The organism is Paraburkholderia sp. OAS925, assembly GCF_040543975.1.
Lineage (GTDB): Bacteria > Pseudomonadota > Gammaproteobacteria > Burkholderiales > Burkholderiaceae > Paraburkholderia > Paraburkholderia graminis.
Window position 1 is genome coordinate 804,686 of sequence record NZ_JBEUNO010000001.1, and the last position, 22,562, is coordinate 827,247.

The window sequence follows — 22,562 nt, forward strand, 5'->3', positions numbered from 1 at the left end:
TTTGAAGTTGTTTCGGACCGATCTTATGTTTAAGGCCATCGTAATGCTTGATGATCAAGCGGGACCGGTTGCGCGGGACACGGTGACGGGAGTCAGAACATGGAGAAGAGGTAGACGATGGGCGACACCGCTGCAATAAGCACACCGGTCCGGGCGATCATCGCGGACGATCATCCGCTCGTCCTGCTGGCGATCGAAAATCTGATAGGCGGCTACCCGAGCATGGAGGTCGTCGGCCGCGCGGCCGACGCGACCGAGCTCTTTGCCGAGGTCGACCGCACAGGCTGTGACCTCGTGCTCATGGATCTGTACATGCCAGGCGGCGCAGACGGCAGCGGAGTCGAGGCCGTGCGGCAGTTCAGGAGGCGCTATCCTGACGTCGCGCTCATCGTGCTCACCATGGAGACCGAGGCCGCAGCGCTGCAAAGCGTGATCTCGCTCGGCGTGGACGCGCTGATCAGCAAGCGCGACCGTATCGATCTGATCCACGTGGCAATCGTCACGGCGCTCGCGGGCGAATGCTATCTGGGACCGGCGGTGCGCACGCTCATTACCAAGGCAGCGGCGATGCAGCGGCTCGACTTCGTGCGTTCGGTGTTGTCGCGGCGCGAGCTGGAAGTATTCACTCAGTACGCGTCGGGGCTCGGCGTCACCGAAATTGCGGGCCGGCTCGGGCGCAGCGTCAAGACGATCAGCGCTCAGAAATGTACGGCCATGCGCAAGCTTTCGTTAAATAGCGACGCGGAACTGTTCCGGTTTGCGGTCGAGCATGGCGTGGTGTCGGAGACGCACACCGAAGGCCGTTAACGCACCGATAGCTACAAGTGGACGTCGCGCCGGGCCGGCGCGGCGAACAAAAAATGGATTGGCGTTGCCTGGGGAAGTACATCTCGTATTGGGCAGCCAGTCGATAAGTCAAGAAAACAATGACAGACAAAATCCGCGTTATCGTGGCGGACGACCACGACTGTGTTCGCGTCGGCGTGACGCGGTTGCTGCAGGCCACATCGAAAATCGAGATCGTCGGGCAGGCGGCCGACACGCAGGGACTCGCCGAATTGCTTGACATCTGCGAGTGCGACGTCGTCATATCCGACATCGGAATGCCCGGACTGGACGGCGGGAGCAACGCCGTGTCGTTCCTGCGCCGCGTGTTGCGAGGACGCGCGCATCCGCCTGTCGTCGTCCTCACCATGATTTGCCACGCGCATATGCTGTCAGGGCTGTTACACCTCGGCGTCAGCGCGATAGTGGACAAGCGCGACACGACAGCAGCGTTGATCGACGCGATCCGTGCAGCAATGTCGGGCGGCGTCTATCTGTCGGATCGGGTGCGCAATGTATTGGAGATCAGCGAGACGCCGCCGCAACTACGTGCCAGCGTTCTCAGCGCGCGCGAATGGGAAGTATTTCAGTTCTATACGCAAGGTCTCGCTGTGCACGAAATCGCGAAGCGTCTCGAGCGCAGCGGAAAAACCATTAGCACTCAGAAGCGCACCGCCATGCGCAAGCTGGGTCTCGAGACGGAATCCGACCTCATCGAGTACGCGCGGCAAATCGGACTGGTCTAGGCGACCTGCTGGCGCCACGCCCCTATACCGACATCTCGCGGTCCTGAAATTAGGACTCTTCTGATTGGTAGACGCGCCTCGCCGCTACATAGTTGCGAATTAGCTTCGGCCTTTGCTGACGTTAGCCTCATAGAAGCAGTTATTTCTCGAGGCTAGACCGCTCAAAGCCGGGAACTTGAGGCGGGTGTGCTGCAGAAATTTCGCGGCGCCTTCCGCCTTGCATCGCGACAGGAGGGCGGCATGGCCGTGCTAGGTAAGCGGTTGTTGGTCGAGGGCGTAGGTACTGCATGGCTTGTTTTCGTCGGCTGCGGCAGTATTGTGTTGAACACCGGCGCCGTTCAGCAGGGGTACGGCGTACTCGAGGTCTCACTCGCGTTCGGCCTCGCGCTCGCCACGGCCAGCTACTGGTTCGGCGGGACGTCGGGCGCGCATTTCAATCCCGCTGTCACGGTCGGTTTCACGGCCGCGCAACGGTTCCCCGTCAAAGACTTGCTGCCCTACATCGCAGCGCAGATTCTCGGCGCTGTCGCGGCCGCTGCGCTCCTCGTCTATGTGGCGAACGGCCGCCCCGGCTTTGAAATGGGCGCGAGCGAATTCGCGGCCAATGGTTTTGGCGACCATTCTCCTTCGGACTACAAACTGCACTCCGCGCTCGCGATCGAGTTCGTGCTGTCGTTCGCGTTCGTCATGGTGAGCCTCTTCGTGGCCACGCGATACAAGGCGGAGGTGGCCGGGCCCGTGGTCCTCGGCGGATGTCTGGCGCTCATTTATCTCGTGTCGATTCCTGTTACTAACGGCTCGGTGAACCCGGCGCGCTCCACGGCGCAGGCGCTTTTCGTCGGCGACTGGGCGCTCGACCAGTTGTGGCTCTTCTGGGCGGCGCCCATGTCGGGCGGGGTCGTGGCGGGCTTTGTGTTCTCGGTCCTGTCCGGCAGATCCGAGCAGTCTGCCGCTGCGCTTGCCGATCGGCAGAGCGAAGCGGCTTGAGTCGCGCCGTGTCTTTGAAATTCACCGCGATGGGCTTCGAAAGGGCCGCGATAGCGCGCGTATTCCGGCGCGTCTGCCTATGTCTCGTGGGACTGGCTCTGTTTGCCGCTGCGCAATCGGCAGCGGTCGCGGAGCCGTTCGGCGATTCCGCTTCGGTGCGGACGGTTGAAGCTTTTCCGCAGAAAATTACCGTCGGCGTGCTCGCGGACAACTGGTTGCCGTTCGACGCGCTGCAGGACGGCCGGCTGACCGGATTGAGCGTCGACTATCTGCGTGCGCTGGTCGGGCCGAACGTCGTGATCGAGGCCAAGGCGTTTCCCGACATGCCGCAACTGCTCGCCGCAGCCTGCGCGGGGGAAGTTGATCTATTGATGAGCGTCGCCCGCACTCCCGAGCGCGAGCGGTGCCTCAGTTTCACGGCGCCGTATTTTCGCGCGTCGACATCGGCGGTGGTCCGCAGGGACGGTGAACTGTACGAAGGCCCCGCGCGCGTCGCGGCAGCGTCCATCGCGATCGAGAAAGGCTTTGCGCTCGAGCGCTCTTTGCGCGAACGCTTTCCGCGCGCCCAGATCAGCGCTTTTACATCGACGCACGCGGCGCTCGCCGCGGTTGCTAGCGGCGATGCAGACGTCTACATGGGCTTCACGCCGGCCATCCAATATGCACTCGCCACCGACGAGTTCCGCAATCTGCGTGTCGCGTTCGGGGAAACCAGCCGGAGCGCGGAACTGCGGTTCGGTGTGCCGCGCAACCAGGTTGCATTGCGCGACCGGCTCAATCGTGCGTTGGCATCCATGAGTCAGGCCGACGATACGGCGATTCGCGTTCACTGGCTCTCGGGCAATTTCGACGCGAAACCCGAATCCGCCACGTCTCGCCTGGAACTGACGCAGCAGGAGCAGGCCTGGCTGCGGTCGCTGCCGCCGTTGCAAGTCGGCTTCGACAGCAGTTGGCCGCCGTTCAGCTATATCGACGCATCCGGGCATCCGGCCGGCATTACCGCCGACTATCTCGCCTACCTGAGCCGCACGCTCGGCGTGGTATTCAACCGCGCGCGGCAGCCCGACTGGCCGAGCACGATCGACGCATTCCAGCGCGGCGAACTGGCCATTCTCACCACGGGCTCAAGCAACGATCCGCGCCTTCAGAAGGCGCGGCATACCCGTGCATACGAAAGCTATCCGCTCGTGATGGTCGGTCGCGACGACGAGCCCGCCGCACGTTCGCTCGGCGATTTTGCCGCGCGGCGCGTCGTGGTGTCGTCGCATGTCGCGGGGGCGGGTCTGCTCGCGTTCCAACGCATCCCGAAGGACCACCTGGCCATCGCGCCAAGCCTCGACGAAGCGTTGCGCATGGTCGCGTCCGGCGAAGCGGACGTCGTCGTGGAAAATGTGGCTGCCGTGGACACGGTGCTCAAGCGGCAATACTCGGGCGTGCTAAAGATTCTGGGCACGGTCGGCGAGTCGGACGCCCTTGATTTCGCCGTGCGCCCGGACCTGAGTCCGCTCGCCGGGCTGATCGACCGTGCGTTGCTCGCCATGCCGCCTGCCGAGAGGCAGCGCATCCGGCAGAAATGGGTGACCGGCAACGCACCGGCAACGGGTACGTGGAGCGTGACGGCCGTGCGCCTCTTGCCTGTGCTGATCGGCATCGGTGTCGCGTTGCTGGTCACGCTGCGCGCTTATCTGCTCCTCCAGCGCGAAGTCAGGCGCCGCAAGCAAACCGAGCAGGAGCTCGCGTTGCAACTGAACTTCCAGGAAACCATGATGAAGATGGTTCCCTATCCGCTCGTCGCGCAGGATCTGCAAGGTCGCTACATCGCCGTCAACGGTGCGTATGAAGCGGCATGCGGGCGAGGCCGCGAGGCAGTTCTCGGACGCACCACGATGGACGTTCAGACGTGGGGCGAAGCCAACAGCGACGTGCTGGAGAAAATGAGGCTCGACCTGCTGCAAGGCGGCGACATGGCCCAGGTCGAGCTTCAGTTCGAGCGCGGCCCCGGCGATTTGCGGCACGGCCTGTTCTGGACCAGCATCTGCCGCGGCAATGACGGTCAGCCGGTCTGTTCGCTCGGCACCATGGTCGACATCACCGACATCCGGCGTGCCGAAATGCGCGCGCGCGACACCGAGCGGCGGCTATTCGATGTCACCCGTTCGTTGCCAGCGGTGGTGTTCCAATTGCGCCGCGCGGCGGACGGCGCCTATTCGTTTCCCTACATCGGCGGTGCGCCAAAACTTCTGCTTGGCGAAAGCGGAATAAGGCAGACATGCCTCGAACATGCCGACTTCGCGCGCATTTGCGACGAAGACCGGCCAGTGGTGCTTGCGGAACTCGAACGTTCGGCGCGTCTTGAAACGCCGGTGCTCGTCGAGTTTCGTCTCGGCCGCGAACACGAGTTCAAATGGACGCGCGCGGAACTGGTGCCGCGCCGCGAAGCGGACGGGGGCGTCGTATGGAGCGGCTACTGGGTGGACGCGAGCATTGAGCACGCGCGTGCCGAGGAACTCGCCCGGGCGCGCGACCTGGCGGAGGCCGCTTCGCGCGCCAAGGACGACTTCTTCGCGATGATGAGCCACGAAATCCGCACGCCGATGAATGGCGTGCTCGGGCTCGTCGAGGTGCTGGAGCGCACGCCGCTCAACTCCGACCAGGGGGAAATGCTCGGCATGATTCACGAGTCGGCGGGCGCGCTGCTGCAAATCCTCGACGATCTGCTCGATTACTCGAAGATCGAGGCCGGCCGCCTGACGATCGAAGCGGAGCCCATCGATCTGCGTGAAATGGTCGACAACGCCGTGGGGCTGCTCGCCGGCCGCGCGCACGAGAAGGGCCTGAAAGTCCGGGTGGACATTGCATCTGACGTCGCGGCCACGCTGCGAGGCGACAGCGTGAGACTGCGCCAAGTGCTTTTCAATCTGCTCGGCAACGCAATCAAGTTCACGCCCGAAGGTCACGTGGACGTGCGCGTGGCGGCGGTTGCGCAGACTGGCGAGCTTCAGACAATCGAAGTCATCGTCGAAGATACCGGTATCGGCATTCCGGCGGAACTGCAGGCAAAGCTGTTCGAGCCGTTCGTGCAGGCCGAGTCGTCCACTACGCGCCGCTTCGGTGGAACCGGCCTCGGTTTGACGATTTGCCGCAAGCTGATCCAATTGATGGACGGCTCGCTGGCGCTAGACAGCGAACCCGGCCGCGGCACCCGCATGACCGTGCGGCTCAGCATGCCGGTCGAGACGCAGCGCTATTCGGTGAGCGGCTTGCGCGGCAAGCGCTGTCTCGTCGCGACCAACGACGCGCGAGTCGGCCAGGCGCTCGTCCACTTCGGGCAAGCGCTGGGGCTCGACCTGTACCACATTCCGGCAGACGCCGAGGATTTGCGTTGCAGCGCCACGCTACGCGACGTCGACTTATTGTTCGTGAGCGAGGACCTGACGCTGCCCGCCAACGTCACGCACAAGCTGCGCGTGATCTCGCTGACGGAGAAGGCCAAGCCCACGGGCTACCGCATTCTCGAAGACGCCAACGTGCGCCTGAGCATCAACCCCATATCATGGCGCGGGCTCGGTGCGGCGTGCGCGGCGGTCATGACGGGACTTCAGTCCGCGCCGACGCCGTCGGCTGGTGCGTCGGCTGTGCGCGAAGGCATCACCGCGCCGCCGGACCGCGAGCGGGCTATGGCGAGCGGCCGCCTGATTCTCGTCGCTGAAGATCATCCGGTGAATCAGGAGTTGATTCGCCATCAACTGGCGCTGCTCGGTTTTGCGTGCGACGTCGCGAACGACGGCGCAGAAGCGCTAACCGCGCTCGAACACACCAGTTACGGATGCCTGATCACCGATTGTCATATGCCGAACGTGTCCGGTTATGAATTGACGCAGCGCATTCGGGAAAGAGAGCAGGAGCATGGCGTTTCGCATCGTCTGCCGATTCTGGGCGTCACCGCGAACACGGCGCCCGAAGACCTCAACCTGTGCCGCGAGGCGGGCATGGACGAGAGCCTCATCAAGCCGACGCGCCTCGCCACGCTCCGTGAATATCTGAGCCGCTGGTTCGGCATTGACAGCGCCTGGCAGGCCGCTCCGGCCGAAACCGCCGACACCACGGAGCTTGCCCGAGCGTCAGCAACGGCCGCCGAGCCGTTCGTCCCGGTCGATCTCGGTCACATGACGCAATTGTGGGGCAGCGAATCGACGGTCAAGGCTTTGCTCGATTCGTTCGTTTCTTCCGTGCGCGAAGACGTTCGGTCGCTCACGCCGTTGCTCCAGAACGTCGATATGGTTCTCGTGCGCGAGTGGCTTCATCGGGTGATGGGCGCGGCTAGCGTGCTGCAATACCCGCCGCTCATCAGCGCGCTCGACGAATATCGCCACAGCGTCATCAGCGAGCCGAAGCGGGCGCGCCGCGAAGGACTTGCGCTCATCGACAAGTGCAATGCAATGCTGGACGGCATCGAGCAGCAAGCCGCGCTGCTCGCCTGAACGCTTAGACGAAAAAAAACGCGGCCGAAGCCGCGTTAAAGATTTGGAGACATCCCTCGATGAAGGAGTCACTTCTCGCGAGGTCAAAGCATACCAGGGATCGCCCGGATGATTCATTCCATAATCTGCAAATAACTGTTCGGGAAAATCGCAACAAGCGTCGAGCGGTGCATTTGCTGCGTCCACTCCCACCATCGACGCCCTCCGACGATTTGCACTAGTATGTGATGGCTTCGCGCGGCCGTGGTGCCGGCGCGGTGCATTTCGTCGGAGAAGACCATGAATACGCTAAAAAAACTCAATATCGCGATGGCTTTGTGGGCGGCAATGGCGGGCGCCGCGTTTGCGGACACCGTTGCGCTGAAGGCAGACCTCGAACCTTCCAGCGAAGTGCCACCGCGTGTGAGTCACGGTCACGGCGCGCTGAACGCAACCTTCGACACGTCGACGAAATCTCTCCAATGGACCGTCACCTATGAAGGGCTCAGCGGCCCCGTCACGGCCGCGCATTTCCACGGTCCGGCGCCGGTTGGGCAGAACGCGAAAGTGCAGGTTCCCATCGACAAAAGCGCGGTAGCGAGTCCGATGAAAGGCTCGGCGGCCCTCAGCGAACAGCAGGTGACCGACCTGATGGCCGGCCAGTGGTACTTCAACATTCACACCGCGCAGAACCCGATGGGTGAAATTCGCGGGCAAGTGCTGCCTGCCAACTAGCGGGCGGTACTGCGTAGCACGGTCGGATCGGCGGATGCGCCTTCACGATTAGAAGCCCCCATCCACCGACGCAGCGGACAACGCACGTACCATGACGGGACATTTCCGAAGGAGCGTGTCCCGATGAGTTGGCAAAGCGCACTCGCGTGCTGGTTTTTGCGCAGGCAATTTCGCCCTCAAACCCTGAAACCGCATATCGACGTCCACAAGGCGCGCGCGTTGACGGCGAAGCGCGTGTGGTCGCCGGATGTGCCGCGCGGCTGGCGTCTGCGTGAACTCGATGGCGCGGACGGCAACCCACTGCGAGGCGAATGGATCGAACCTGCAGCGGACCAACCCGCAGCCGGCGCGCAAGCCACAGTGCTCTACTGCCACGGCGGCGGCTATTACTTCTGCTCGCCGCGGACACATCGCTCGATCGTGTTCGGTCTCGCCACGCGTGCGAATGCACGGGTCTTTTCGCTCGATTACCGCCTCGCGCCCGAACACCGCTTCCCGGCCGCGCTCGACGATGCGACCGCCGCCTACCGTCAATTGATCGCCGACGGCACAGCGCCGGAGTCGATCGTGATTGCAGGCGATTCGGCTGGCGGCGGCCTTGCGCTCGCGGCGCTGGTCGCGCTGCGCGACGCGGGCGATCCGTTGCCCGCCGGCGCACTGCTGTTCTCGCCGTGGACGGATCTCGCGGCAACCGGCGCGAGCATCGTCGATAACGACGGCGCGGACCCGATGTTCAGCGGCCCGGCAATCTCGCGGGCGGCCAAGGTCTATCTCGGCGAGATGCCCGCCACGCATCCGTATGCGTCACCGCTCTACGCGGACCTGCGCGGCTTGCCGCCGCTTTTCATGATGGCGGGCAGCACCGAAGTCCTGCTCGACGACTCGCGGCGCGTCGCGGCGAATGCGCGCGCGGCGGGTGTCGATTGCGAACTCGAGGTGTGGAAAAAGATGCCGCACGTGTGGCCGCTTTTCGCGCCGTTCGTGCCCGAGGCGAACCGCGCGCTCGATCGCGCAGCCGCCTTCGTGACGCGCGCGACACGCCGCGCCGCCAATCCTGCTCAGGCGCCGAGCGTGACGTTGATAGTCTGATACGCGGCTTTCACCGTCGGCTCGCCGTATTGCCGTTCCAGTCGACGCACCGTGAAGTGGCCGTGCGCGACCTGCTGGAAGTGGTCGATGAAAACCGTGTTGACCATTGCGCCGAGCACCGCGCCGATCGCCGGAATGGACTTCGCGGCGATCTGTTCGCTCACCTGCACCGAGAAGCGCGCGGCGATCGTATTGACGAGCCGCAGCAAGGCGGCCGAGCCGTGCGTGGTGAATCCCTTGGTCGCGATTTCTGACGACGCCTTCGACACCGCCTGCGCCAGCGCGCCGCGCATGATGAAGTAGCCGAAGTCGGCGTCGTCGTCAGCCGTGGACGTGCCGCCCATGCCCAACACCGTCAGACATTGGAGCTGCGTGTCGATCGAGGTCAGATCCTCGCCCTCGCTGCGCGCGATGTCGCAAATCGAGCGGAACATCAGCGTGGTCGTGACCGGCAATTCGACGGGCAGTGCAAAGAGGCCGAATGCGCCGCCGGCCGCGCCGGTCGTGGCCACCGCGAACTTGTGCAGCAGATTGCTCGGCTTCTCGGGCGCGAGCAGCGGCGACGCGCCGTCGCGCCGGCCAAGCGTGCGCAGCGCGATGGACAGACACTTGCGCAAAGCCAGTTCGGTGGCGTCCGTGACCTTCTCGTTGGCGAACGCGGGCATGCGCGACAGCAGCTTCTCCAACGGCGCGCCGACGATGCTCGCCAGCTTCATCGCCAGCGCGGGGCTTTCCAGTTCGTGTTTCGCGCGCCGCAGCGCGCTCAGATCTTCTTCCGACAACGATTGTCCTGCGAGCGAACCTGGCTCCATGCGCCTCCCTGGCGTGATGTGATGTGCTTTTTTTCCGTCGACGAACGCGCTTATGCCCACCGTCGACGTCCTGCTTAGAGCCAACATGCGTGGTATGATTCCCTAATCGTTTGACGCGTCAACTGTTGCTCTATCAAAAATGGCTGTCCACACCGCCGCCCACCATTCGAGTGGGCAAGTCTTGCCGTTCCGGGAATCGCTTTTGGCGATGCTCGGCATTTCCTTCGTCACCATGCTGGTCGCGCTGGACCAGACGGTCGTCGGCACCGCGCTGCCCACCATCGTCGCTGAGCTCAAGGGCTTCGAGCTGTACGCGTGGGTGGCCACGTCGTATCTGCTGACCTCGGTGATCACCGTGCCGATCTTCGGGCGCCTCGGCGACTATTACGGACGCAAGCCGTTCGTGATCGCGTCGATCGTCGTGTTCACGGCCGCGTCGGTGCTGTGCGGCATGGCGAACAACATGCTGTTTCTCGTGCTCGCGCGCGGCCTGCAAGGCATCGGCGGCGGCATGCTGGTCGGCACCGCGTTCGCCTGCATTCCCGACCTGTTTCCCGATTCGGTCGTGCGTTTGCGCTGGCAGGTGCTGATGAGCTCGGCGTTCGGCATCGCCAATGCGGTCGGGCCGTCGCTGGGCGGCTTCCTCACTCAGTACTACGGCTGGCGCTCGGTTTTCTACGTGAATCTGCCGGTTGGCCTGCTATCGCTCTTTTTCGTCTGGCGCTTTCTGCCGCATCTGCGGCACGTCGAACATGAAGGCAAGATGCGGCTCGATTGGCCCGGCGCCGCGCTGATCGCGGTGGCGCTCGGCTCGCTGCAATTGTTCGTCGAATTGCTGCCGAAGCATGGGCTCACGCTCAGCGCGTGTGCGCTGCTCGTGCTGAGCGCCGCTTCGGCGTATGCGCTGTGGCAATGGGAGAAGCGCTGCCCGACGGCGATCCTTCCCGTCGATATGTTCCGCAACCCGAGTCTCGCCGCGCTGTTCACGCTCGCGGTGCTCGGCGGCTTCACGATGTTCTCGCTGCTTTTCTACGCGCCGCTGTTGTTCCAGGGCGGCTTCGGCATGTCGCCGAAGGAAGCGGGCGTCGTTATCACGCCGCTCGTCGTTTTCATCACGATCGGCAGCATCGCGAACGGACGCGTGGTTTCGCGCGTGCGCAATCCGAATCTGATGCTGTACGTCGGCTTCGCGCTGATCGCGCTCGCGTGCTTCGGCGTGGTGGTCGCCACGCGGTCGATGCCGCATTGGCTCCTCATGTCGTTCATGGTGCTCGGCGGCCTTGGCCTCGGCTTCGTCATGCCGAACCTCACCATCTTCGCGCAGCAGACGGCCGGCCGCGAGCATCTCGGCATTGCAACCGCGCTGCTGCAATCGCTGCGGATGATCGGCGGCATGATCGGCACCGCGCTGACCGGAACGCTCATCAGCCATATGTACGCGAGCGGCGTGCGCAGCGCGCTCGAAAGCGATCGCGCGTCGCAATGGTTCAGCGACCTGGGCGATCCGCAGATCCTCATCAATCACGAAGCGCAAACAACGCTGCTCGGCGAGTTGGCGCAAGCCGGCCATAATGGCGCGATGCTTCTCGAGACCGCGCGCGAAACGCTCGTCTCGGCGATTCACTTTGGTCTCGCGATGGCGGCTGTCGTCGCCGTCGTGTCGGTATGGCAAAGCCGCCGCGTTCCGCCGATCAAGCTCCAGCGCAAGCTCGAGCCGGTGGTCCACGCGGACTGATTTTCGATTGCAGCTTGATAGAACCATCATGGAAGAACAGGACCGCGTAGCCGTCATGCAGCAATTCGGCCGCACATACCGGGCGTTCATGTCGGCGTTCGAGGCGCAAGTCGGCCACCCGTTGCCGCGCTGGCGCATCATGCTCGCGCTGCATCAGCAGGGGGGCGAGTCGTCGCAGAAGCGGCTTGTCGAGCAATTGCGCGTCGATCCCGGCGCATTGACGCGCCAGTTGAAAGCGCTCGAAGGATTGGGCTGGATCGCGCGCAGCATGGACTCGCGCGACAACCGCGTGACCAATGTGCGTCTGACCGAAGCGGGCCTGTCTGCAACCGAAGCCAGCCTGCCGCGCCGCAACGCGTTTTTGCACGACACGATGGCCGCGCTGCCGGACGACGCGCTGAGCGCGTTGTCCGGCGCGTTGAAGATGCTGGAGGCGAGAATCGGCGAAGTCGTGTCGGCGGCGAATGTTGCACAAACGCCTGTCGAGCTTGCCGCCGAAGCGTCGCGAGCGGAGCGCTGAAGCGGCGCGGCGCCTCAGTGCATCCACTCCACGCCGCGCGCGCCCTCAAACGCAAAAAATCAGAAGAACGTTTCGATCACTTCCGTCACGCGATAAGCCGGATCGACGACCAGCACCTGGCGCCATTTGTCGAACGTCAGACACGGGTGCGAGATGTCGAACGCGATCATGTCGCCCACCTTCAGATCGGCGCCTGCGGGAATCCGCATATACGCGTGCTGATCCATCAAGCCGAAAATCTCCCAGCCTTCGCTCGCGGCGATGTCGCGCGGCGCCTCGCTGCCCGGCCTGTAATGGCGCGCCGGCTCCGGCAAGCCTGCGTCGAATGCCGAGTCGCGCTTGCCAAGACCGATGATCGCGCGGTCGGGCTCGGGAATCGACTGCACGTAGGCCCATAATTGCAACGCAGGCAGCAAGCCTTCGCCCATCTTTTTAGCGACCGGATTGCGCGCGAAGATGTCCGTCTGCGCCTTGCGATAAATGCCGACGTCGTGCGTCAGATAACAGCCGGGGCGCAGCACGACCTCGACCTTGCCCGTCTGCGACGCCTTCGAGAATTCCTCCGCGACCACGTCGTACCATGCCGAGCCCGCGCCGGACAGAATCGCCGGCGTACGCTCGAAACGCCCGCCGTCGACGAGCGCGCGCGTAACCGCAACGGCGCTTTGCAGAAACTCGCGCACCTCGTGTTCTTCCTTCAGCACGCCTTCATACAACTCGACGCCCGCGAGCTTCAGCACGCCCGGATAGCGGCCGATCGCTTCGAGCACCGCATTGCGCTGCGCTTCGTCGCGCACGCCGGTGCGCCCGCCAGGCACGCCAAGTTCGAGCAGCACTTGCAACGGCTTCTTCACCGACGTGAAAAAGCGTCCCAATTGCTCGACGCCTTCCACTGAATCGACGAGGCAAAAGAACTCAAAGTCCGGGTCGCTCAGCAACTCGGCGACCATCATCATGTTGCGGCGCCCGACGAGCTGGTTGGCCATCAACACGCGCGACACGCCGCCGTGATAAGCCGCGCGCACCTGATGCGCGGTGGCGAGCGTGATGCCCCACGCGCCGGTTTCCAATTGACGGCGGAACAGTTGCGGCGCCATCGTCGTCTTGCCGTGCGGCGCGAGCTTGACGCCGTATTCGGCGACGAATGCCTGCATCCATTTCAGGTTGTGCTCGACGCGGTCCGCGTACAGCACGGCGGCCGGCAGGCTCACGTCTTCGTTCAGCAGATTCCACTCGAGACGCCCGGTGTCCGTGAGCTGGATGCTCGCGCCCGGAACCATGCCCAAGCCCTTGCTATAAGGATCAATCGTTGCGCCCTGATAGTTTGTAACTTTCATGTCTCCTGCTCCATCGTCCGGTTAAATTGCATCCAAGTTGACTTTATCATGTTACCGAAAGTACGATGGACGGAGAAATGTTATTTAGTACCACGCCCTTTCACGAGCCGCGATGAACTCCGCCGCCGAACCGCTGACCTTCGACATCGTCGCGCGCATTGCCGAATGCGCGCCCGAGTTGCGTTCGGCCGAGCGCAAGGTGGCCGCGCTGATTCTCGACGATCTGACGGGCGCCTCGCGCGCCAGCATCGGCGCGCTTGCCGAGCAGGCAGAAGTGAGCGTCGCGACGGTCACGCGGTTTGCGAAAGCGGTGGGCTGCCGCGACGTCCGCGAGTTGAAGCTGAGGCTCGCGCAGGCAGCGGCGGTCGGCCAGCGGTTCTTGCAGGCGGGCACGCCTGCTGGCGCGCCCGAGCACATCGCGACGCGCGTGTTCGACGAATTGCAGACGGCGCTTGCGCACAACCATCGATTGCTGCGGCAGGCGCCGTTGGCCGACGCGGCTGCCGCGCTGCGCGCCGCGCGCATGATCTACGTGTTCGGCATGGGCGGCGGCTCGACCGCACTCGCCGACGAAATGCGTTTCCGGCTCGTGCGCCTTGGCCGCCCTGTGGCCACGTATCAGGACGGCCTGTTGCAGCGCATGGTCGCGAGCACGGTCTCGCGCGACACGGTGCTGATCGCGCTCTCCACGACCGGCCGCGTGCCGGAGATGGTGGAGAACTGCAAGATCGCGCGCAGCTACGGCGCGACGGTGATCGCGCTCACCGCGCCGGCGTCGCCGCTCGCGAAGCTCGCCGACTGGCTGATCCCGATTGTCGCGTTCGAGACCGACTTCATTTACAAGCCGTCTTCGTCGCGTTACGCGATGATGATGGCGCTCGACGTGCTCGTCACCGAACTGGCCGTCAGTCAGGGCGACGAGAGCCGCGAATTGCTGCGCCGCATGAAGCACGCGCTCGACACGCATCGTGGCGGCGGCGATCGACAACCATTAGGAGACTGATCCATGCACTCGCATCCCGAAGCCGCCGATACGCTGATTGTCGGCGCGCAACTGTATGACGGCACGGGCGCGCCGCCTGTGGAGCGCGACGTGGCCGTGCGCGACGGGCGCATCGTCGCGATCGGCAATCTGTCGAACTGGCTCGCCGAAGACGTGATCGAGGCCGAAGGCCGCGCGCTGGCGCCGGGCTTCATCGACGTTCACACGCACGACGACACGCACGTGATCCGCTCGCCGCAAATGCTGCCGAAGATCACGCAAGGCGTGACGACGGTGATCGTCGGCAATTGCGGCATTAGCGCGTCGCCGGTTGCGCTGAAGGGCGATCCGCCCGATCCGATGAATCTGCTCGGCGAGCGCGACGCGTTCCAGTACCCGACGTTCGCGGACTACGTGAAGGCGGTGAACGCGGCGCGTCCGGCGGTGAATGTCGGCGCTTTGATCGGGCACACGGCGCTGCGCAACAACCAGATGGACCGGCTGGATCGCGCGGCCACGCCGCAGGAGATCGAAGGCATGCGTGCGCAGCTCGAAGAGGCGCTCGCGAACGGCGCGCTCGGGCTCAGTTCCGGACTCGCTTACGGTTCCGCATTTGCCGCGCCGACCGAGGAAGTGATGGCGCTCGCCGAACCGCTCGCCGCCGCGGGCGCGCTTTACACCACGCACATGCGCACCGAGTTCGACGCGATTCTCGACGCAATGGACGAAGCCTATCGCGTCGGCCGTCATGCACGCGTGCCGGTCATCATTTCGCATCTGAAATGCGCGGGTCCGTCGAACTGGGGACGCAGCGTCGAAGTGCTGAACTCGCTCGAAGGCGCGCGGCGCATGCAGCCGATCGGCTGCGATTGCTATCCGTACAACCGCAGTTCGTCGACGCTCGATCTGAAGCAGGTCACCGGCGACATCGACATTACGATTACGTGGTCGGAGCCGCATCCCGAGATGGCCGGCAAGCTCGTGAAGGAGATTGCCGCCGAGTGGGGCGTCACGCAGCAGGAAGCGGGCAAGCGCCTGCAACCGGCGGGCGCGGTCTATCACAACATGTCCGAGGACGACGTGCGGCGCATCCTCTCGCATCCCGCGACGATGGTCGGCTCCGACGGCTTGCCGAACGATCCGCTGCCGCATCCGCGTTTGTGGGGCGCGTTTCCGCGCGTGCTCGGCCACTATGCGCGCGACGCCGGTTTGCTGCCGCTCGAGGAAGCGGTGCGCAAGATGACGAGCCTCTCCGCGCGACGCTTCGGCCTGGCGCAACGCGGCGAGGTGCATATCGGCTATCACGCCGACCTCGTGCTGTTCGATCCCGCGAAAGTGCGCGACGCGGCTACTTTTGAAAAGCCGCAGCAAGCGGCTGACGGCATCGACGCAGTGTGGGTCAACGGCGTGCTGTCGTACCTGAACGGCGAAGTGACGGGCGAACGCGCCGGCCATTTCGTTGCGCGCGGCGCGGCGTCGAAGGGCGACGCTGAAGGCGCATTCTGATTTTATCGAGTAACTGGTTGAACGATCTATCGCGGCGCGCGGCACTACGGCCACGCGCGCCGAACTTTCAAGGAGCGTAAAGATGAAGCGATATGGTGTTGAAGGCGGTAAGGGAACGGGCGGTCAGCACATGCCGTTTTCGCGTGCGGTGGAAGCCGACGGTTGGCTCTTCGTGTCGGGACAGACGCCGATGGAAAACGGCGAGGTGATCAACGGCGGCATCGTCGAGCAATCGCATAAGGCGATTCAAAACGTGTTCGCGATTCTGAAGGAAGCCGGCTACGGCGCGGAGCATGTCGTGCGCTGCGGCGTGTGGCTCGACGACCCGCGCGACTTCGCGTCGTTCAACAAGGTGTTCCGCGAATACTTCGGCGACAATCCGCCGGCGCGCGCCTGTGTCGTTTCGTCGATGGTGATCGACTGCAAGGTCGAAGTGGATTGCGTCGCTTATAAGAAGCCGGCGGCTTAACGTTATTAGCGCTTCGTCGCGGAGCGTCGAATGAACGTCCGCGGCGATAAGCGCACGTACTTTTTTATTGCCGCGCCAAACGCAGGTTGTCCGGCATCGGCAAGTTGTAGTTGGTGCGGAACGGGTTGATATCGAGCCCGCCGCGCCGCGTATAGCGTGCATAAACCGCGAGCTTCACCGGCTTGCACGCCTTCAGCACGTCGATAAAAATCTTCTCGACGCACTGCTCGTGGAAACCCGTGTGATTGCGATACGAGATGATGTAGCGCAGTAAGCCTGCATGATCGATTTGCGGGCCGACGTAGTGAATCTGCACGCTGCCCCAATCCGGTTGCCCCGTCACCGGGCAATTCGATTTCAGCAGATTCGAGAACACCGTTTCCTCGACGGGCGCTTCGTGAAGCGCGGCCGTCAGCAGGGAAGCGTCCGGCGTGTACACGTCCGTGTCGAGATCCAGGCGATCAAGCGACGTGCCTTCGAACTCTTCCATCTTCAGTTTGCCGAAGTCATGCGGCCCGGTCAGATAGACAGAGACCGTCGCGCCGCACGACGCGGACACGTCGCGTTTGATCGTGTCGCGCACCGCTTCAATTGAGTCGAACGCGGTCTGCGCAAACGAGCCGAGATAAAGCTTGAACGACTTCGATTCGACGATGTTCGGCGAGTCCGCCGGCACGAAAAACGTGGCCACTGCGATTTGCGGTTTGCCGCGCTGATTCAGCCACGACAACTCATACGCATTCCAGATGTCCGTGCCGAAGAACGGCAATTGCGCGTGGATGCCGATCGCCTCGCGCGCGTTCTTGCGCGCAATCGGAAAGAGCAGCGAGGCGTCGTACTGTTCGGTGTAAGTGGAGGCCTTGCCCAGCGGTGATTGTTCGGGTGTCATGATGCATTCACGATGCCACTCAGCACGTGCCCGGTCGCCGTCACGACGCGGGCCGATTCGCAATGGCCAATTTGGTCGTCGAAGAAAAAGTCCGGCTCGAACTCGCGCAGAAATGCGCTCTTGTCGAGGCCGCCGAGGAACATCGCTTCGTCGATTTCGATGTTCCAGGCCATCAGGGTTCGGATCGCGCGCTCGTGCGCGGGCGCCGAACGCGCCGTCACCAATGCCGTACGAATATGCATCGGCGCGGCTTGATCCGCGAGTTTTTGCAGCCGATGAAGCGCTTCGAGCAAGGGCTTGAGCGGCCCATCGGCAAGCGGCAAATCCTTGTTGTGCGTCTCGTGGCCGACGAACGCGCGCAAACCGTCCTTCTGAAACACGCGCTCGGCTTCGTCGGAAAACAGCACGGCGTCGCCGTCGAAAGCAATGCGGATTTCGTCCGGATACTTGCTCGCCATTTTCGCCGATTCCGGCAGCACGCGTGCGGCCGGGAAACCGGCGGCGAGCGCGTCGCGCACGTCGTCCTGATTCGCGGACAAAAAGAGCGACGCGTTCAATGGCTTCAGATAAGCGAACGGCGCGCGTCCGCGCGTGAACACGCCGCGCTCGATCGCGAGTCCATGTTCGCGGCAGGAATGAAACGCGCGCAGGCCGCTGATCGGATCGCTGCGCGACAGGATCACCACTTCCACGCGATGCCCGCTCGTGTTCAATGCCAGCAGCTTGCGGATCAGCGGGAACGCGACGCCGGGTTTCGCGGGGACATTGAGCCGCTCGCGCTGCAACGCTTCATAGGCGCGAAGGTCGCCTTCCTCGTACACGCGGTTCTCTTCCTCGAAGTCGAAGAGCGCGCGCGACGAGATCGCCACCACCAGTTTGTCGACAAGCGAAAGAGCCATCTGCGGGTTTCGTTTCAGTAGTTCAGCCGAGGAACAGCCGGTAAACCGGATTCTGCGTCTCTTCCCAATACGGATAGCCGAGCGTCGCGAGAAAACGATCGAACTCCGCGTTATCCGTTTCAGGCACCTGAATGCCGACGAGAATCGAGCTATAGTCCGCGCCCTGGTTCCGGTAGTGGAAGAGGCTGATGTTCCAGTCGGGCGCCATCGACGAAAGGAATTTCATCAGCGCGCCCGGCCGTTCGGGAAACTCGAAGCGGAACAGACGTTCGTCGTGTGCGAGCGGCGAGCGTCCGCCGACCATGTAGCGGATATGCTGCTTCGAGAGTTCGTCGAAAGTCAGATCGACGGTGGCGAAGTTGTGCGCCTCGAAGGCGCTTGCGATCTGCGCCGATTCGCTGCGATTCCTGATCTGGACGCCCACGAAGATATGCGCGGATTCGGCCTGCGCGATCCGGTAATTGAACTCCGTGACGCTGCGTGTGCCGACCAGTTCGCAGAATCGTTTGAAGCTGCCGCGCTCTTCCGGAATCGTCACGGCGAACACGGCTTCGCGCGCCTCGCCGACTTCGGCGCGCTCGGCGACGAAACGCATCCGGTCGAAGTTCATGTTCGCGCCCGACGTGATCGCGATCAGCGTCTGGTTCTCGATGCCCTCGCGCTCGGCATACTGCTTTGCGCCCGCGACTGCGAGCGAGCCCGCCGGTTCGAGCACGCTGCGCGTGTCCTGGAAGACATCCTTGATCGCGGCGCAGAGTGCGTCGGTGTTGACCAGCAGCACATCGTCGAGATATTCGCTGCACAGGCGGAAGGTTTCTTCACCGACGAGCTTGACGGCGGTGCCATCGGAGAACAGACCAACCTCGTTCAACGTCACACGTTCGCCCGCTTTCAGTGATGTCGCCATCGCACACGAATCGTCGGTCTGCACGCCGATCACCTTGATCTCCGGGCGCACCGATTTCACATAGGCCGCGACACCCGCCGCGAGCCCGCCGCCGCCGATCGGCACGAAGATCGCGTGAATCGGGCCTTGATGCTGACTGAGAATTTCCATCGCGACCGTACCCTGGCCGGCGATCACATATGGATCGTCGAACGGATGCACGAAGGTCAGGTCGCGCTCTTTCTGTAGCTGAACTGCATGACCGTACGCATCGCTGAACGACTCGCCGAACTGCACGACTTCGACCGTCGGCCCGCCATGCGCGCGCACGGCATCGACCTTGACCTGCGGCGTCGTGACCGGCACCACGATGATCGCCTTCACGCCCATGCGTGCCGCGGACAACGCCACGCCCTGCGCATGATTGCCCGCCGACGCGGTGATTACGCCGCGCGCGAGCGCGTCGGCGGACATGTGCGCCATCTTGTTGTACGCGCCGCGCACCTTGAACGAGAACACCGGCTGGTTATCCTCGCGCTTCAGATACACGGGATTACGCAGACGCGCCGACAGATGCGGCGCGCGTTCGAGCTCGGTCTCGCGGGCCACGTCGTAGACGCGCGCGGTGAGGGTTTTTTTCAGGTAGTCGTGGGAGGCCATGCGAGTGGCGCGATGCGCTCTGGAAGGCGGAAAAGCATCAATGATAGCGCCAACGGTGCGAGCACTGGCCGGCCGGGGTTGGCGCCGCGAAGGCCCAACCCCGCGCGTACTGCAAGCGGACTAGAAGATATGCGGCGGCTTGCCGTCGGTGAGTTCGCGCGGCAACGGTTCGTCGAGCTGCCATTCGACGTGCGGCAACGCAAACAGGTCGCCGTGAAAGTCGACCGGTCCTTCGCTCGTGAAAAGCCCGTCCAGATAGTCGAAGTTCAATTGCGAAGAGACCGCACGCAGCGCTGCTTCGACCGAATGCGACGGTTCCAGCGCGGGCGGGTCGACGTCGAGCCGCACGATGTAGCGATCGCCTTTCGTTTCCAGCGCGCCGATGTCGATGACTTTGCCGTCGACGTTCTGCGCAAGGACGCGATCGCCGTCCGCGAACAGCCTGAAAGTGGCCTTTAGCGCCGCGGACGCGGCGGGTTGCTTGCTTGCCATCGCGATTCTCCTTGTACCTTGTAGTCTGGCGTTGTCGATGCGGCCTAGCCGTCCTCGCCGACTTCGTTTGGATCGGGCAGGTCGGCGCCGCGGCCCGGTTCGGGCGGCGCGGGTTCGTTCCTCGCCGACTGCTTCTGTTCGTCGGACAGGCGGCGGTCGCCGGCCGTCGGATCGTTCGGCGACTGGCGCGGCGGCGTCGGGCTGGCGGATTCGCTTGTCATGGGAAGTCCTTGTCGTGTGGATTGCGGTGTCGATTGGTGCGTCGGTTGCGGTATCGGCTCAGTCCGGCGAGCGCGTGCGGTCGGCGTCGCTTTGTGAGCCAGGCGGGTTGCCGGGTTTCGTGTCGGGGCTGGCCGTCGGTGCGGCGGTTTCCTGACGGTGGTCATCGCGTCGGTTGTCCGAGCCGTCGGTTGGAATGTTCTCGGTGTGGCCGGGCACCGGTTGCTGCTCGATGTGCCCGGTTTTCGATTCGGGATCTGCCATGCTGAGCCTCCGTGAGTTGGTGGTTCGTCGTTTGGGTCAGCATGCCGCGTGCCGCGCGGTTTTCGCTTCTTGATGGCGCGGGCGGTGCCGCGCGATCGCGCCGTTATCGCCTGGTTATCGCCTCATTAGCGGGCAAGGCCGCGACCCGCCTTCTCCGGCAAAAATCCTCGACGACAAACGGCGCAACCAGCCCCGCGCCGAATGCGACGTACACCGCCGCAATATGCGGTACCCGCAAATGAAACTCGAAGCCCGGCGTAAAGCGCTTGGGCGCGATCACGTAGTCGCTGAAGGCGGCGACGACCGTCAACGCGCTCGCGAGCGCGACGCGTCGACCGTGTTGTGGGCGCGAGTCGCCGCATAAACCGGCGGTCTCCTGAACGGCTGCGAGCGTGTACGCATTGACGGCCGCCCATCCCACCGACATCAGATGATGAATCGCCAGCCCCGTCACCAAATGGCGCGGGCGCGGGCGGGCGGTCTGGTTCACTTCTTGCGGCCAGACCCAGTGGCTTACGGCGCTGACAGGCGCGGTCGCGCGCTTGCCGATGAGGCGCGCGCACGCGCCGAGCGCCAGCGTCGAAAGCGCGCCGGCAACGAGGCCGGGCAGCACGATGTCTTCTAACGGTCGAACGTCCAGAGTCATGGTGATTTTCCTTGCAGGTGCTACCGGCATGATTGGCGCGCGAGTCGGGAACGCGCTGGTGGCGGCGGGCCACTCCGTCGTGTGCGGCGTGCGCGATCCCGTCCGTGCCGCGCAGCGCTTGCGCGGCTGCCGGCTGGTCCATCTGGACTTCGCGGGCCTCGGCGATGCAGCAAAGTTGATGCCGCTGCTCGCGGGCGTCGACGTCGTGATCAACGCGGTCGGCATTTTTAGCGACGCGACCGGCAACGACTTCCGGCGCTTGCACACCGAAGCGCCGATCGCGCTGTTCAAGGCCGCGGTCGCCGCGGGCGTGCGGCGCATCGTGCAGATTTCCGCGCTCGGCGCCGATGCGCTCGCGCAAAGCCCGTATCACCGCAGCAAGCTCGCCGCCGACGAAGCGCTGCTCGCGCTGCCGGTTTCGTCGTTGATCGTGCAGCCGTCGCTGGTGTTCGCACCCGAGGGCCGCAGCACGCGCTTTTTCGCCGCGTGGGCGACGCTGCCGGTCGTGCCGCTGCCCGGAGCGGGCGCGCAGCGCATTCAGCCGGTTCATATCGACGATGTCGTCGAGCTGGTCGTGGCAGGCGCGCTGGCCCCGCCGGCCGGCGACACGCCCAACGCAGCCGCACCGACGACGCCGACGACGCCGACGACGCCGACGACGCCGACGACGCCGACGACGCGACGCGTCGCGGCCGTCGGCCGGGAGCCGATGACGCTGAGGGAATACCTGGCCGTCTTGCGACGGGTAGCCGGCAGCCCGCGTGGCTGGTTCCTGCCGGTGCCGATGCCGCTCGTCAGGCTGGCAACCAGGCTGGGCGCGCTGCTGCCTGGCTCGCTGATGAGCGCCGACGCGCTCGCGATGCTCGAGCGCGGCAACGTCGCGCCGACCGACCGTTTCGAGCGGCTGCTCGGAAGGGCGCCGCGCGCGCTGTCGGAGATGCCCGTCGAGCGCGAGAGCTTTGGGACGCCCGCGCGTCTGATGTGGCTGTTGCCGTTGCTGCGCGTATCGATCGCGGCGGTGTGGATCTGGACGGCGATCGTGTCGGCGTGGCTGTACCCGCGTGCGTCGAGCCTGGAACTGCTGGCTCGGGTCGGGGCGCCGGCGGCGCTCGCGCCGTTGCTGCTCTACGGCGCAGCGTTACTCGACCTTGCGTTCGGTGTGCTGTCGCTGGTTTGGCCGCGGCGCCTGGGTCCGCGCGCTCGGCTTTGGACATTGCAGATCGTACTGATCGTGCTTTATACGGCGCTGATCAGTTGGCGCTTGCCCGAATTCTGGCTGCATCCGTATGGGCCGCTCTCGAAGAATCTGCCGATGATCGCGCTGCTGATTCTGCTGATCCAGTTCGACGGCGGCGGCGGTGAGCGATCCGCCCGCGCCGGTAAAACCGTCGCTAACCCCTGAAT

General features: G+C 64.2%; 21 protein-coding genes. 12 read left to right on the plus strand and 9 right to left on the minus strand.

Annotated elements, in window-relative coordinates:
• Positions 1–117: 117 nt before the first annotated feature.
• From ABIE53_RS03610 to ABIE53_RS03635, 6 genes are all read left to right on the plus strand, one after another.
• Entirely contained in the window at positions 118–807 is a 690-nt protein-coding gene (locus ABIE53_RS03610; RefSeq protein ID WP_006047997.1) for a response regulator, read from the plus strand.
• A 119-nt stretch (positions 808–926) separates the two neighbouring features.
• Complete coding sequence (locus tag ABIE53_RS03615; protein WP_114155775.1) at positions 927–1,571, plus strand: response regulator; 645 nt, start codon at positions 927–929, stop codon at positions 1,569–1,571.
• A gap of 240 nt (positions 1,572–1,811) precedes the next feature.
• Positions 1,812–2,558 carry an aquaporin Z gene (aqpZ, locus tag ABIE53_RS03620; protein ID WP_107710486.1) on the plus strand — a complete coding sequence of 249 codons (747 nt, stop codon included), beginning with the start codon at positions 1,812–1,814 and terminating at the stop codon, positions 2,556–2,558.
• Positions 2,559–2,587: 29 nt separating this feature from the next.
• Entirely contained in the window at positions 2,588–7,039 is a 4,452-nt protein-coding gene (locus ABIE53_RS03625) for an ATP-binding protein (RefSeq protein WP_374710197.1), read from the plus strand.
• A gap of 279 nt (positions 7,040–7,318) precedes the next feature.
• Positions 7,319–7,753, plus strand: a complete 435-nt coding sequence (locus ABIE53_RS03630) for a CHRD domain-containing protein (protein ID WP_006047993.1) — start codon at positions 7,319–7,321, stop codon at positions 7,751–7,753.
• A gap of 123 nt (positions 7,754–7,876) precedes the next feature.
• Positions 7,877–8,842, plus strand: coding sequence for an alpha/beta hydrolase (locus ABIE53_RS03635; RefSeq protein ID WP_114155776.1), 966 nt, complete (start codon positions 7,877–7,879; stop codon positions 8,840–8,842).
• Here the strand turns inward: ABIE53_RS03635 and ABIE53_RS03640 are convergent.
• On the minus strand, positions 8,812–9,654 hold the full coding sequence (locus tag ABIE53_RS03640; protein WP_114155777.1) for an EcsC family protein: 843 nt from the start codon (positions 9,652–9,654) through the stop codon (positions 8,812–8,814). The two genes, ABIE53_RS03635 and ABIE53_RS03640, sit on opposite strands and share 31 nt — an antisense overlap.
• A 139-nt stretch (positions 9,655–9,793) precedes the next feature.
• On the opposite strand from ABIE53_RS03640, the gene ABIE53_RS03645 reads away from it, so the two are divergent.
• Both ABIE53_RS03645 and ABIE53_RS03650 read left to right on the plus strand, forming a co-directional pair.
• Positions 9,794–11,389, plus strand: a complete 1,596-nt coding sequence (locus ABIE53_RS03645; RefSeq protein ID WP_114155778.1) for an MDR family MFS transporter — start codon at positions 9,794–9,796, stop codon at positions 11,387–11,389.
• A gap of 28 nt (positions 11,390–11,417) precedes the next feature.
• Positions 11,418–11,909, plus strand: coding sequence for a MarR family winged helix-turn-helix transcriptional regulator (locus ABIE53_RS03650; RefSeq protein WP_006047989.1), 492 nt, complete (start codon positions 11,418–11,420; stop codon positions 11,907–11,909).
• Positions 11,910–11,968: 59 nt separating this feature from the next.
• On the opposite strand, the gene ABIE53_RS03655 is transcribed toward ABIE53_RS03650, so the two are convergent.
• On the minus strand, positions 11,969–13,246 hold the full coding sequence (locus ABIE53_RS03655; RefSeq protein WP_006047988.1) for an amino acid deaminase: 1,278 nt from the start codon (positions 13,244–13,246) through the stop codon (positions 11,969–11,971).
• A gap of 112 nt (positions 13,247–13,358) precedes the next feature.
• Between ABIE53_RS03655 and ABIE53_RS03660 the strand changes: the two genes are divergently transcribed.
• The 3 genes from ABIE53_RS03660 (at position 13,359) to ABIE53_RS03670 (ending at position 16,203) form a co-directional block, all read left to right on the plus strand.
• On the plus strand, positions 13,359–14,249 hold the full coding sequence (locus ABIE53_RS03660; protein WP_114155779.1) for a MurR/RpiR family transcriptional regulator: 891 nt from the start codon (positions 13,359–13,361) through the stop codon (positions 14,247–14,249).
• 3 nt (positions 14,250–14,252) lie between these two features.
• Positions 14,253–15,734, plus strand: a complete 1,482-nt coding sequence (locus ABIE53_RS03665; protein WP_006047986.1) for an N-acyl-D-amino-acid deacylase family protein — start codon at positions 14,253–14,255, stop codon at positions 15,732–15,734.
• 82 nt (positions 15,735–15,816) lie between these two features.
• Entirely contained in the window at positions 15,817–16,203 is a 387-nt protein-coding gene (locus tag ABIE53_RS03670) for a RidA family protein (RefSeq protein WP_006047985.1), read from the plus strand.
• Positions 16,204–16,267: 64 nt separating this feature from the next.
• Here the strand turns inward: ABIE53_RS03670 and queF are convergent, their stop codons facing one another.
• From queF to ABIE53_RS03705, 7 genes are all read right to left on the minus strand, one after another.
• Positions 16,268–17,092 carry an NADPH-dependent 7-cyano-7-deazaguanine reductase QueF gene (gene queF / locus ABIE53_RS03675; RefSeq protein WP_114155780.1) on the minus strand — a complete coding sequence of 275 codons (825 nt, stop codon included), beginning with the start codon at positions 17,090–17,092 and terminating at the stop codon, positions 16,268–16,270.
• Positions 17,089–17,991 (minus strand): 5'-nucleotidase, encoded by a 903-nt coding sequence (locus tag ABIE53_RS03680; protein WP_006047983.1) that lies wholly within the window; start codon positions 17,989–17,991, stop codon positions 17,089–17,091. The genes queF and ABIE53_RS03680 overlap by 4 nt, the downstream gene beginning before the upstream one ends.
• Before the next feature lie 22 nt (positions 17,992–18,013).
• Positions 18,014–19,579, minus strand: a complete 1,566-nt coding sequence (gene ilvA, locus ABIE53_RS03685) for a threonine ammonia-lyase, biosynthetic (RefSeq protein WP_376915747.1) — start codon at positions 19,577–19,579, stop codon at positions 18,014–18,016.
• 78 nt (positions 19,580–19,657) lie between these two features.
• Positions 19,658–20,029, minus strand: a complete 372-nt coding sequence (locus ABIE53_RS03690; protein WP_006047981.1) for a hypothetical protein — start codon at positions 20,027–20,029, stop codon at positions 19,658–19,660.
• Positions 20,030–20,073: 44 nt separating this feature from the next.
• Complete coding sequence (locus ABIE53_RS03695; protein ID WP_006047980.1) at positions 20,074–20,250, minus strand: hypothetical protein; 177 nt, start codon at positions 20,248–20,250, stop codon at positions 20,074–20,076.
• A gap of 58 nt (positions 20,251–20,308) precedes the next feature.
• Positions 20,309–20,512, minus strand: coding sequence for a hypothetical protein (locus ABIE53_RS03700; RefSeq protein WP_006047979.1), 204 nt, complete (start codon positions 20,510–20,512; stop codon positions 20,309–20,311).
• A gap of 103 nt (positions 20,513–20,615) precedes the next feature.
• Positions 20,616–21,158, minus strand: coding sequence for a hypothetical protein (locus tag ABIE53_RS03705; protein WP_192700010.1), 543 nt, complete (start codon positions 21,156–21,158; stop codon positions 20,616–20,618).
• Here ABIE53_RS03705 and ABIE53_RS03710 point away from each other — a divergent pair.
• Positions 21,157–22,560 carry an SDR family oxidoreductase gene (locus ABIE53_RS03710; RefSeq protein ID WP_192700011.1) on the plus strand — a complete coding sequence of 468 codons (1,404 nt, stop codon included), beginning with the start codon at positions 21,157–21,159 and terminating at the stop codon, positions 22,558–22,560. The two genes, ABIE53_RS03705 and ABIE53_RS03710, sit on opposite strands and share 2 nt — an antisense overlap.
• Positions 22,561–22,562: the final 2 nt, after the last annotated feature.